This is a genomic window from Deinococcus maricopensis DSM 21211 (genome assembly GCF_000186385.1).
Taxonomy (GTDB): domain Bacteria; phylum Deinococcota; class Deinococci; order Deinococcales; family Deinococcaceae; genus Deinococcus_B; species Deinococcus_B maricopensis.
Genome location: NC_014958.1, coordinates 2,002,918 through 2,014,789, shown reverse-complemented (window position 1 = coordinate 2,014,789; position 11,872 = coordinate 2,002,918). Strand labels below are relative to the sequence as shown.

Below are 11,872 nucleotides of genomic sequence, written 5' to 3'. Positions count from 1 at the left end.
CGAACCCGGGCGTCCCCTCCGCTGCGGCACGCAACGACCGTGGCGCCCGCCGCGTATTCCGGAGTGATGCTGCCCGTCCTGCTGAACCCCGCCGCGCGCCGCGCCACGCGCGTCCACGCGTACCTCCACGCGTTCCTCCGCGCGGGCCTGCACCCCACCCTCACCACCGCCACCCGCGACGACCAACTTGACGACCTCGCCGCGCACGCCGCCGGCCGCGGCGCGCGCGTCATCGCCGCGGCCGGCGGAGACGGCACGCTCGGCCTCGTCGCCACCGCCCTCACCGGCACAGGCATCGCCCTCGCCGTCCTGCCGCTCGGCACCGGCAACACCTTCGCGCGTAACCTCCATGTGCCCCGCCATCCGCGCGCCCTCGCCCGCGCCATCGTGCAGGGCCGCACCCGCGACATCGACGTGGGCATCGTGCAGGGCCGCGCCTTCCTGAACAGCGTCACGCTCGGCGTCAGCAGCGGTGTCGCCCGCGCCCTCCGGGGCGGCATCAAACGCCGCCTGGGGCTGCTCGCGTATCCGCTCGTCGGCCTGCCCGCCCTGGTCCGCGAACGCCCCCGCACGTACGACCTCACCCTCGACGGACGCCCCCTGCGCCTCCACACCGCGCAACTCATCCTCGCGAACGCCGACGACGTCGCGCGCCGCCTCCGCATTCCCGGCGCGGACTACGAGGACGGCCAGCTCGTCCTCGTGAGCGTCCGCGGGCGCACACCCCTCGGCCTGCTCCTGCACGGCCTGCGCTGGTGGTTCGGTGACACCCGCGCGCTGCGCGTCCAGCGGTTCCGCACGCTGCACCTGCGCGCGCACGACGGCGCGCCCCTCACCGCAAACATCGACGGGGACCTGCTCAGCGCGCCCGCCCTGCACGTCGAGGTGCGCGCCCGTGCCCTGCGCGTCGTGGCCGCTGACCCTCACCCTCAAGGGCCGTTCATCCCATTCACAACGATCCGCGCCCGCAACCCCCGAAGGTGAGGGCACCGCTCGCCCGCCCGGCAGCGCAGGAGGCCCCACATGACCGACCAGGACACCACGCCCGACGCCCACACCCCCCAGGGCCAACCGAACGACGAAGGCACCCGCGACGAAACCCCGGTCTCTGACGACCAGCAGCAGGACGGCGACTCCGGCACCCACGGGCGACCCACCGACGACAGCGACCCCGGCCACAGCTGAATACACACCGTACCGGCAGCGCCGGGGTCAGGCCCGCTCCGGCGCTGCCGGTCCCGTCGTTCAGCGCCGGGGTTGCAGCGTCGCTATGAGCATGGCTCCTCATCCTTCAGGAACGCCCCGAACGTCGGTACACCCGGTTCATTCAGGCCGCGCACGACCGGGTCGTATACCCTGGCCGCCCCATCATCCACGTCCAGCGGCGGGGTGCACTCCGCCGCGGCCATCCGCTCCGCAACAGCACGCGGATTCTCGTGGGTGAAGCCCGTATCCATACGGGTCATGGAGATGCCCTCGCGGGCGTAATCCGCGCCGCTGGTGCGTGTCCGCCTATTCAGCGCCGCCTTGGTCCTGTTCGTATGCGGGTCTGGTCGGTGTGCTGCGCCCGCGCGAGCGGCTCTTTCCAGGACGCCCACATTCACGATGAATCGCCGCTCGAATGGCCAACGCAGCAACGGCTTCAGCTGAATGCACAGCATGCGCGGCATGGTGGTGTACACCAGCTGCATCTCCAACAACTCGCGGTGTCCACGTCCGCCAGTCGCGCCGTCCAGCTGTTGCGCGCCCGCAGGCCCACCTGCCGCTCATCCACGTCAAGCAGACCAAGCGGGAATGCCTGTACGTCGGGCGTTCCCGCCTGCATCCAGAGGAGGTCCGCGCCAGGCGCGACGTGATGATGCTCAGTCTGGCGCTGCCTGCAGACGGAATACCGACGTCTGCAGGTTGTTCGCGCGCCGCAGCGGCCTGCTGCCGCTGACGAACCTGACGGTGAACCCGCATGATCAGCGTTCGGACTTCCGATTGCGCGCGCAGCGCCTCGGGATGCTCCTCAGCATGCTGCAGCACGTTCAGGCGGGGCGGCTCTGCTGGTCCGTCGCACTAGACACTCCACTCCGCGCCGCACCACGGGCGCAGCGCACCGCAGCCCCCACCGGACGTGCGGCGATGCTCGCGTCCCTCAAGAAGGGTGTCCACCGACGCTCCGCACGCAGGTCACGGACCGCACCGCGCGTGGGTGGCGCATGTGAGGTGGGTCACAGCAGCCCTAAGGGCATCAGCTGGGCCTCAGAGCGTGGCATGAGGGGAACCCCAGGGGCGTTCACGCGTTTCCTACTTAACGTCCGAATGGCGTGGGCAAGCTGGAACGCGAGACGTGGCTGCCGAGAAACCCGCGCCCCGCCGACACTCCGGAGGTTCCATGAAGAAACATGCGTTGTTCCTGTTGGCCCCGTTGACCCTCGCCGCCTGCGCGCCCATGATGATGGCTCCGAACGCCACGACGGTGGACGGCCTGTACATGCAGGCGGCGGCGGGTGGGAACCTGTTTGAGATTCAGTCGTCGCAAGTGGCGCTCAAGAACTCCACCTCGGACGCGGTGCGCGCTTTCGCGCAGCAGATGATCGCGGATCACACGACCGCGCAGAACCAGCTCACGGCCCTGGCGGCGGCGCGCGGTGTGCCGCTCCCCACGCAGCTGCCGCCGGAACTGCAGTTGAAAGTGACGTCGCTGTCCGGCCTGACCGGCGCGGCGTTCGACGCGGCGTACGCGCAGGAGCAGGTTGTCAGCCACCAGCTGAACCTCAGCGTGCAGCAGAACGAACTGACCGCCGGCAAGGACGCGGACGTGCGCGCGTACGCGCAGGCGCAGGTGCCGATCATCCAGCAGCACCTGGAGCACGCGCGCACCCTGCCGGGCGCGACGGCGGCCCCCGCCACGCCCTGAAGGGCAGTCACAGGAACGGCCCGGCCAGCTCCGGGCCGTTCCTGTGTGGGGGCTCAGGCGGGCGCGCTGTTCTGTTCGCGAGCCTGCAGGAACGCCTTGACGGCCTGCGCGGCGCGGGCGTTCATGCCGGGCACGCGCGCGATGTCCTCGACGCTGGCGCTCGCGAGGTCCTCCAGGCTGCTGAAGTGTTCCAGCAGCGCGTCCTGGCGTTTCTGACCGATGCCGGGCAGGTCGTCGAAGACGCTGCGCAGCATCCCTTCGCCGCGGAGTTTGCGGTGGTACGTGATGGCGTAGTGGTGCACCTCGTCGCGCACGCCGATCAGGGTGCGCAGCGCCGGGTGCGTTTCCGGCAGCAGCAGCTCGCGGTTCCGGCCGACTTCCGTGCCGGTGTCCAACCACCACTGCGCGCCGTAGATGCTGGGCAGCACGATGCGCTCCTCGCGTTTCGCGAGGCCCACCAGGGGAATGTGCAGGTTCAGTTCGCGCAGCGCGTCGAGGGCGGCGTTCACCTGCCCGCGCCCACCGTCGATCAGGATCAGGTCCGGGAGGGGGAGTTTGTCGGAAAGGCTGCCGCTGAAGCGGCGGTGCACGGTCTGCCGCATGGCGGCGTAGTCGTCGGGGTGGTCAAGGCCGCGCACCTTGAAGCGGCGGTGCTCGCCTTTGCGGGCGCGTCCGCCTTCGAACACCACCATGCCGGACACGATGTTCGTGCCGAACAGGTTGCTGTTGTCGTACCCTTCGATGCGCCACGGGCGTTCCGGCAGGGCCAGCACTTCCTTCAGGGCTTCCAGGCCCGGGTGGTCGCCGCGCTTCTCGAGCAGCAGCATCTCGGATTCCAGGCCGTTCTGTGCGTTGCGCTGCGCCATCTCGATCAGGTCCACCTTGTCGCCGCGGTGCGGCGTGCGCAACTCCACCTTGCGTCCGGCTTTCTGCGAGAGGAATTCGCTCCACAGGGCGGCGTCCTCGAACTCCTCGGGAATCAGCACGAGCGGCGGAACGTGCGTGGCCTGCGTGTAGTAGTCCTGCACGAACGCGCCGAGCACCTCGCCACGTTCGCTGTCGCCGGCGTTCGTGAGGAAGCGTTTGTCGCGGCCGACGACGCGGCCACCGCGCATGCGGAACAGCTGCACCATCGCGTACTCGCCGGCGACGGCGAGGCCCAGGAAGTCCAGGTCGGTTTCGTCGGACACGAACGCGTGCTGCTCGGTGCCGAACAGCTTCTCGACGGCCTGCACGCGGTCGCGGAGGCGCGCGGCGAGTTCGAAGTCCTGTTTCAGCGCGGCGTCGCGCATGCGCTCCTTGAGGCCCGTGACGACGCTGCCCGCGCGGCCTTCCAGGAGGGCCTTGACGTCGTCGACGGCGCGGGCGTACTCGGCGCGGTCGGCGGCGTCCACGCACGGGCCGAGGCAGCGGCCCATGTGGAAGTTCAGGCACGGGCGGGGTTTTTTCTGGAGGGGGATGCCGCTGTTCTTGCGCAGCGGGAACATGGTGTCGACGAGGTTCTTCACGCGGCGCACGGCGGACGCGTCCGGGTACGGGCCGTAGTAGCTGCCGCCGTCCTTCAGGACGCGCCGCGTGACGATCAGCATCGGGAATTCCTCACTGGTGAGCTTCAGGAACGGGTAGTGCTTGTCGTCCTTGAGCAGCACGTTGTAGTGCGGGCGATGCTGTTTGATGAGGTTCGCTTCGAGGACGAGCGCTTCCACCTCGTTGCGCGCCGTGATGAATTCCAGGCTGGCGGCCTCGCGGGTGAATTTGCCACTCTTCCCGCCGGCCTTGAAGTGCTGCGTGACGCGTGCACGCAGGTTCTTGGCTTTGCCGATATAGATCGGCGTGCCGCTGACGCTGCGGAAGATGTAGACGCCGCTCTGCGTGGGCAGGACTGGCAATTCCTCGAACTGCATTGCTTCAGTGTACGCCCAGAACGTAACGATGACGGTTAGAAGACACAACATTCCCCCTCACGAACCGTGCCCCGCTCAAGCGCGGGATTTTTCATGGTGCGCGCGTGAGGTTTTTGTCATGCTGGGCGCATCAGCACAGACACTCAGTCTGACTGGTAGAGGCTGCGACGCGCGCTCCCGTACTCGGGCACCTGGGACGCGCAGAGCCAGTGGTGCGACCGACTATTGGTTCCCTGCCCGCCCCCGCGCGGCAGACCAGACAAGGAGAAAGACGTGCGCCAGACGATTCTGTTCCTGACGCTCGCGGTCAGCCTGGCCGCGTGCAGTCAACCCACCACGCCCGCCGACGGCACCCTGTACGGCGCGGCCTTCCAACCCACCGCCGGCGCGCACCTCAGCGCCGCCAGCACCACCAACGGCCAGCGCATCTGGAGCGACGGCCAGCGCATGTGGAGTGACAGCTTCCGCATGTGGAGCGACGGCCAGCGCATGTGGAGCGATGGGCAGCGCATGTGGAGCGACGGCACCTTCCAACCCGCTCCCGACAACACCGCCGCCTTCCGCCTGATCGGCCTGGACCGCGCGCAGGCCCGCGCCCCCCGCCTCGGCGCCGGCGTCACCGTCGCCATCATCGACACCGGCGTCGACGCCGACCACCCCGTCCTGCGCGGCAGCGTCACCGGCGGCCACGACTACCTCCGCGACCTCGACGACGGCGCGGAAGGCGGCCGCGACGGCGACCCCGCGTACGGGCACGGCACCGCCGTCGCCAGCATGGTCCTGCAAGTCGCGCCCGACGCGAAACTCCTGTCCATGCGCGTCATCGGCCCGGACGGCAGCGGCAGCGAAGCGGACGTCGCCCGCGCGATCCGCGACGCCGCCGACCGCGGCGCGAACATCATCAACCTCAGCGTCAGCGGCGCCGCCCCCAACGGCGGTGTCCGCGCCGCCATCGTGGACGTCACCCGCCGCGGCGTCCTGGTCGTCGGCAGCGCCGGCAACACCGGCGCGCCCCGCCCCGAAGCGCCTGCCGTGCAGATGGCCCAGCCCGACCCGGCCGGCGAGCGCGCGCTGAGCGTCAGCGGCACCGACAACGCCGGCACCCTCACCGCCTGGACGAACCGCGGCAGCGAAGTGAACGCCCCCGGCGTGGCCCTCACCGCCGCGTACCCGGACGGGCGCGCCGTGCACGCCACCGGCACCAGCTTCAGCGCGCCGCTCGTGAGTGGTACGCTCGCACTGGCGCTCGGGCAGGGCGCGCGCCCCGCCGACCTCGCCGACGAACTCAAGGACGCCACCCGGGACGGCCTGCTCGACGCCGCCACCCTGCTCTCCAACCTGCACTGACCGGACCCCGGCGCGGCGCGCGCCCGCCGGGCGCGCCTCCGCCGAAAGGGCCCGATGACCTCCCCGTCCATTCCGCACATCCTGCAGCAAGCGCGTTCGTACCGCGGCGTGGACGACGAACGCGCCACGCTGCTGTTCGAGCAGGCCGCCGCCCTCGCCCGCGACGCCCGCGACGGCCGTCTGCTCGCGGATGCCCTCAACGGCCTCGCCGGCCTCGAGCACGCGCGCGGCGACAGTCACGCCGCCCTCGTGCGCCTCCGCGAGGCGCACGACCTGCACCGCCAGGTCGGCAACGCCGCCGGGCAGGCCGCCGTGCTGTGCAACCTCGGCGCGCTCTACACCGACCTCGGCAACTACAACACCGCCCTCGAGCACCTGCTCGCGGCGTCCACCACCCTGCAGGGCCACGACGACCCGGTGCGCGCCAGCAACGTCGCCGCGAACCTCGCCCGCGTGTACGAGGAACTCCAGCAGCCCGAACCGGCCGAGGCGCACTACCGCCAGGCCCTCGACCTCGCGCGCGCCAACGGGCACGCGGACGGCGAAATGATCTTCTCCATGAACTACGGCGACTTCCAGCGCAAGCACGGCCGCTACCACCACGCGCGGCGCCTGCTGGACCGCGCCCTCGCCCTCGCCGGGGACCGCAGCGCCCCCGCCGGCGCGGCCCTACACATGCTCGGCCAGCTGCACGCCGACGAGGGCGACACCGACGAGGCCCTGCGCGCGTACGACCGCGCCCTGCCGCTCGCCCGCGCCGGCGAGGACCTCGACGCGCAGCTCGCCATCATCACCAGTCAGGCGCAGGCGCACCTGAAGCGCGGCGCGCCCGCCGAGGCGCGCGCCGCGCTGGAAGACGCCATCATCCTCGCCGAGGACGCCGGACGGCACCGCACCCGCGCGAAACTCCTCGACCTGCTCGCCACCGCGCACGCCCAGGAGGGCGCGCACGCGCGCGCGTACACCGTCGCGCGCCGCGCGCACACCGCCGAAGCGGACGTCCTGCGCGCCGAAGCGGACCGTCAGACGCGTCAACTCACCACGCAGTACGAACTGGAACGCGCCCGCCAGGACCTCGACGCGCAGCGCCGCAAGTACGACGCGGAACGCGAAGCGAAAGAGAAGGCCGAGCGTGAAACGCGCGAACGCCTCGTGGAACTCGAACGTCAGGCGCTGTACGACGCCCTCACCGGCCTCCCGAACCGCCTGCTGCTCGCCGACCGTTACCGTACCGCCGTGGAGCACGCCAGCGCGCACGGCGAGCGCCTCACCCTCGGTGTCATCGACCTGAACAAGTTCAAGCACATCAACGACACGCTCGGGCACCACATCGGCGACCTGCTGCTCATCGAGGTGGCGCGCCGCCTGGAGCCGGTCATCGGCCCGCGCGACACGGTCGCCCGCACTGGCGGGGACGAATTCGTGCTGATCCTGCGCGACACACCCGACGACGCCGCCGTCCTGAACGCCGCGCGCCGCGTCGTCGCCGCGTTCGACCCGACCTTCACGCTCGAAACGCACGACCTGAACGTCCGCCCCAGCCTCGGCGTCGCCGTGTACCCCGACGACGCCCGCACCTGGGAGGACCTGTTCGAGCACGCCGACAAGGCCATGTACAACGCCAAGACGCGCGGCAGCGGCTTCGAGCGGCACGCCGCCGGCGACGAGGGCGGCTTCGCGCCCATCACGCTCGAAGGTGCGGTGCATCACGCCCTCGCGCTCGGGCAGTTCGACCTGATGTACCAACCCCTCACCCTGCCCGACGGGCGCGTGCGCGGCGCGGAAGCGCTGCTCCGCTGGGAGCACCCGCACTTCGGCAGCGTCCCGCCCGGCGTGTTTCTGCCGCTCGCGGAACGCACCGGCCTGAGCGTCCCCATCGGCGCGTGGGTCCTGCAGGAAGCGTGCCGCGTCGCCCGTCACTGGGACGGACGCGTCCTGAGCGTGAACCTCAGCCCGCGGCAGTTCACGCACCCGGACCTCACCACCTTCGTGCAGGACGCACTCGACGCGTCCGGCCTCAGCCCGCACCTGCTGGAACTCGAGGTCAGCGAGGAGATGCTGCAGCGCGCCCCGGACCGCGCGCGCGCCGCCCTCACGGCCCTGCGCGCCCTGGGGGTCCGCATCGTCATCGACAATTTCGGCGCGGGCTTCACGAGCTTCGCGGCGCTCAAGCATGCCGGCGTGGACGGCGTGAAACTCGACCCGGCGCTCGTGCGCGACCTCAAGGGAGACGGCACGCACGGCCGGGACGAGGCGATGCTCGAAGGGGTCGTGCGCCTCGCGCAGGCCATTCACCTCGACGTGATCGCCAAGGGCGTCGAGACGCCCGAGCAGCAGGCGTTCCTCGCGCGGCTCGGCGTGAACGCCGTGCAGGGGTTCCTGTTCGCGCACCCGCAGGGCGCCGAGGCGTTCGCGCGGCACCTCGCCGCGCACCCCGGCTGAGCGCCGCGCCCACGGACGCGCGGCGAGCGTCAGCGCCGCGCGCGTTGCACGGCTGGCCCGACGACGCTCGCTACGCGGGCGTGCACCGCGTCCCGGACCGCCAGGAACTCCGCCGACACGCCGTACCGCCGCTCAAAGGCCCGCCACTTCCGCCGGTTCGACGCAGAGCACCCCCACGCCGCCCGCGTCAACAGGTCCGTCAAGTCCGCGAAGGTGGCGCCGCGGCTCTGAAACGCCACCTCCACCGCCGCGCGTAACTCGGCGGCGTCCAGCGCGACCCGTGCGTCCAGCAGCTGCAGGTCGTACAGGTCCTTCGCGCGCCACCGGCCCGGCCCGAACTCGACGAGGCCGTGCAGCTTCCACGCCCACAGCGTCTCCGGCGCGCACGCCTGCACGGGCCCCACGCCGGGCAGGGTCAGCCGCGTCGGCGCCTGCGTCATCGGGTCCCCAAACGCGAAATCCACCTGGAACGTGCGCTCCACGCCGTCCCCCGCGTCGCCCGCCACGTGCGCGCGCAGCCCCGGGAAGGCTGTCTCCGCCCAGATGACCTCCGTGCTCACCAGCCGCAGGGCGGTGCGGGCGTCCGGCACGGCCACCACACGTTCCGCCACGGCGTGCATGGCGGCGGCATCGAACGCGCCCATCACGAGGTAGTCGACGTCCGCCGCCGCCCGCCCCGCCCCACAGTACGCGCCCGTCACCAGGCTGCCGCGCAGCACCAGCGCCGCCGCCTCCGGAACGTGACCGGCGCGGCGCAGCCACCCCAGCAGCAGCGGCCGTACCGCTTCATCCGGCCGCGCGGCCCTCACGGCTGCCCCCAGCCGCCGTCCAGCGCCAGGTGATCGTCATGCACGCAGTACTCCAGCACCGTGGACGCCACCGTCCACCCCGCCCGCCTGAGCGCGCCCTCCAGCTCGGCCGCTCGCGCCTCCACCGCCTCACGCCCCACGCCGTACGCGCGCAGCGTCACGAACCGCTCCTGCAGCCCGTCCTCCCGGACCTTCAGCGGGTTGCGTGACACATGCGCCCTGTGCTGCGCGCACGCTTCACGCAGCCCCGACAGGTCCGCGCCGTCCGGCAGCGTCAGGCGCGCGTGGTACTCGAAGTACCGTCCCGGCGGTTCCGCCATGCCCTGCGCGTCCGTGACGGGCACGCCCGGATTCCACGGCGCGGCCTCCACCTTCACGCGCGTCGTCGGGAACCCCTGCGCGGCCAGCAGGTCACGCACCCGCGCGGCCTCCGCCATCGCGTCCGCGAACGAACCCGTTACGCGCAGGCACGTCATCGGCTGCACCGGCAACGCCGGCGACAGCTCAATCACGAGGGCCTTCACGCGCAGCGCCGTGCACGCCGCCCGGTACGCGTCGAGCGCCCCGCCGTGCAGCGGCACCGTCGTGAGGTGCACCTCATACGTCTCCGCGCTGCCCCGAACGGGCGCAGCGCACCGTTGACCCGTCAGGACAAAACACGTGCGAAGCATTCGAGCAGCATAGCGTTCCCCGCCCGCGCCGCCGACCGGACAATGGCGTACGCCGCCGACGCATGCCCCCCGCCGGGCGCGCGTGGCCTAATGCATGGCATGGACGCCCGCAGACCGCTCGGCCACCCGGCGTACGGCCGTATCCCGCACCTGCCCGGCAGCCGCGCCGGCGCGGACGACGAGCACCTGCCGCGCACGCTGACGCCCGGCCCGCACGACACCGTATGGGTGCAGGAGAAGCTCGACGGCACGAACGTCGCCGTGGCCCGCGTCGGCGACGACCTGATCGCCCTGAACCGCGCCGGGTACCGCGCGCGCGACAGTCGCCGCCTCCAGGGCCGCCTGTTCGACGCGTGGGTCCACCACCACGCCCCGCGCTTCCTGGCGGTGCTGCAACCGGGCGAGCGTCTGATCGGCGAGTGGCTGCTGTACGCGCACGGCACCCACTACCACCTCCCGCACGAGCCGTTCGTCGCCCTCGACCTGATGCGCGGCCACGAACGCACACCCCTCCCGGACCTGCACCGTCGCCTGCGCGGCGGGTTCGTCACCCCGCACCTCCACGCGCACGGCGCCCGCGACCTCGCCGCGCTCCACGCCGCGTGCGGGCACGGGGGGCACGGCGCCCGCACGCCCCCTGAGGGGTTCATCTACCGCGTCGAGCGGGCGCGGCGCGTGCTGCTCGTCGCCAAGTGGGTGCAGCCGGCGTACGTGACAGGCGCGCACTTCCAGGACGGCGAGGTCGTCCGGCCAAACGTCCTGCGCGCTGAGGACGACGCCCTGCTCGCGCGCCTGCGCGGCACGCTACACTCCCTCGCATGACGCCCGCCACGCTGATCCTCGTCCGCCACGGCCGCACCGCCCACAACGCCGAAGGGCGCTTCCAGGGGTACGCGGACGTGCCGCTCGACGCGCACGGCGAAGCGCAGGCGCGCGCCCTCGCCGCGCACCTGCACGCCCACGGCGTGCGCGCCCCCACCATCCACGCGAGCGACCTGGCCCGCGCGCACGCCACCGCCCGCGCCCTCCACGAGCGCCTCGGCGGGACGCTCAGCGCCCACGCGGCCCTGCGCGAACTGCACATGGGCGACTGGGAAGGGCAGACGTTCGAGACGCTGCGCGCCACCCAACCGGACCTGTACCGCGCCTTCTGGGACGGCCACCCGGACTTCCGCGCCCCGAACGGCGAGACGCCCTCGGAACTCGCCGAACGCGTGCACGCGCACCTCACCGCGCACCGCCCCGGCGCAGGGGAAACCCTGGTGCTCGTGTCACACGGCGTCGCCCTCAGCGCGCTGCTGGTGCGCCTCCTGAACCTCGACTACCGCGAAACCTGGGCGGCGCGCACCACCCTGCACGACAACACCGCGTACTCCACGCTCACGCTCGACCCGGAAAGCGGCGAGGTGCTCACCGCGGACCTCGCGCGCGGCGACCACCTGCTCACGCTGGCGTGAAGGGACGCTCACGCGGGGCTGGACTGCGCCTCAAGCTTCCCGCGTACCCTCAGGGGGACGCCGCCCAGCGGCGCTCAGGGAGGTGACCGTGCGACAGTCCGGACCACAGGGCCGCCGAGCGCTGCCGGCGCTCGGCCTGGCCCTCCTGCTCAGCTTCACGGCGTGCTCGCCGAAAAGTGACGCGCAACTGGAGCAGGACGTGCAGCAAGGTGTGAACAACATTCAGGACGGCGCCGAACAGCTCGGCGACCGCCTTCAGGAAGGCGCCAAGGACCTGGGGGAGAAAGCGGACGCCGTCGGTGACGGCGTGCAGAAGGGCCTCACGGACGGCCGCTGA

The 11,872-nt window shown here is 71.8% G+C and carries 12 protein-coding genes and 1 riboswitch; of the genes, 8 read left to right on the top strand and 4 right to left on the bottom strand.

The window, feature by feature from the left end:
- The first annotated feature begins 66 nt into the window (after positions 1-66).
- The gene (locus tag DEIMA_RS16935) at positions 67-984 is read left to right on the top strand and encodes a diacylglycerol/lipid kinase family protein (RefSeq protein WP_013557023.1); all 918 of its coding nucleotides are present in this window, start codon (positions 67-69) and stop codon (positions 982-984) included.
- Between the two features lie 39 nt (positions 985-1,023).
- The gene (locus DEIMA_RS18255) at positions 1,024-1,185 is read left to right on the top strand and encodes a hypothetical protein (protein ID WP_013557022.1); all 162 of its coding nucleotides are present in this window, start codon (positions 1,024-1,026) and stop codon (positions 1,183-1,185) included.
- Between the two features lie 83 nt (positions 1,186-1,268).
- Here DEIMA_RS18255 and DEIMA_RS09420 read toward each other — a convergent pair whose 3' ends face one another.
- On the bottom strand, positions 1,269-1,682 hold the full coding sequence (locus DEIMA_RS09420) for an oxidoreductase (protein ID WP_148234938.1): 414 nt from the start codon (positions 1,680-1,682) through the stop codon (positions 1,269-1,271).
- Between the two features lie 698 nt (positions 1,683-2,380).
- Between DEIMA_RS09420 and DEIMA_RS09415 the strand changes: the two genes are divergently transcribed.
- Positions 2,381-2,905: a DUF4142 domain-containing protein gene (locus DEIMA_RS09415; RefSeq protein ID WP_013557021.1), complete on the top strand. Its 525-nt coding sequence runs from the start codon at positions 2,381-2,383 to the stop codon at positions 2,903-2,905.
- Between the two features lie 53 nt (positions 2,906-2,958).
- Here DEIMA_RS09415 and uvrC read toward each other — a convergent pair whose 3' ends face one another.
- Positions 2,959-4,809, bottom strand: a complete 1,851-nt coding sequence (gene uvrC / locus DEIMA_RS09410) for an excinuclease ABC subunit UvrC (RefSeq protein ID WP_043816619.1) — start codon at positions 4,807-4,809, stop codon at positions 2,959-2,961.
- Between the two features lie 148 nt (positions 4,810-4,957).
- Positions 4,958-5,042: riboswitch (cyclic di-GMP riboswitch) on the top strand.
- A gap of 40 nt (positions 5,043-5,082) precedes the next feature.
- Here uvrC and DEIMA_RS09405 point away from each other — a divergent pair.
- Together DEIMA_RS09405 and DEIMA_RS09400 are read left to right on the top strand one after the other, a co-directional pair.
- Positions 5,083-6,156 (top strand): S8 family peptidase, encoded by a 1,074-nt coding sequence (locus tag DEIMA_RS09405; RefSeq protein WP_013557019.1) that lies wholly within the window; start codon positions 5,083-5,085, stop codon positions 6,154-6,156.
- A gap of 54 nt (positions 6,157-6,210) precedes the next feature.
- A complete protein-coding gene (locus DEIMA_RS09400) occupies positions 6,211-8,598 on the top strand; it encodes an EAL domain-containing protein (RefSeq protein ID WP_013557018.1) in 2,388 nt (795 codons plus the stop codon).
- Positions 8,599-8,627: 29 nt separating this feature from the next.
- Here DEIMA_RS09400 and DEIMA_RS09395 read toward each other — a convergent pair whose 3' ends face one another.
- Both DEIMA_RS09395 and DEIMA_RS09390 read right to left on the bottom strand, forming a co-directional pair.
- Positions 8,628-9,407 carry a nucleotidyl transferase AbiEii/AbiGii toxin family protein gene (locus DEIMA_RS09395; protein WP_013557017.1) on the bottom strand — a complete coding sequence of 260 codons (780 nt, stop codon included), beginning with the start codon at positions 9,405-9,407 and terminating at the stop codon, positions 8,628-8,630.
- The gene (locus tag DEIMA_RS09390; protein WP_013557016.1) at positions 9,404-10,003 is read right to left on the bottom strand and encodes a hypothetical protein; all 600 of its coding nucleotides are present in this window, start codon (positions 10,001-10,003) and stop codon (positions 9,404-9,406) included. Before DEIMA_RS09390 ends, DEIMA_RS09395 begins: the two co-directional genes overlap by 4 nt.
- A gap of 174 nt (positions 10,004-10,177) precedes the next feature.
- On the opposite strand from DEIMA_RS09390, the gene DEIMA_RS09385 reads away from it, so the two are divergent.
- From DEIMA_RS09385 to DEIMA_RS09375, 3 genes are all read left to right on the top strand, one after another.
- A complete protein-coding gene (locus DEIMA_RS09385; RefSeq protein WP_013557015.1) occupies positions 10,178-10,900 on the top strand; it encodes an RNA ligase family protein in 723 nt (240 codons plus the stop codon).
- Positions 10,897-11,535: a histidine phosphatase family protein gene (locus tag DEIMA_RS09380; RefSeq protein ID WP_013557014.1), complete on the top strand. Its 639-nt coding sequence runs from the start codon at positions 10,897-10,899 to the stop codon at positions 11,533-11,535. The genes DEIMA_RS09385 and DEIMA_RS09380 overlap by 4 nt, the downstream gene beginning before the upstream one ends.
- Positions 11,536-11,623: 88 nt before the next feature.
- Positions 11,624-11,872, top strand: coding sequence for a hypothetical protein (locus DEIMA_RS09375; RefSeq protein ID WP_013557013.1), 249 nt, complete (start codon positions 11,624-11,626; stop codon positions 11,870-11,872).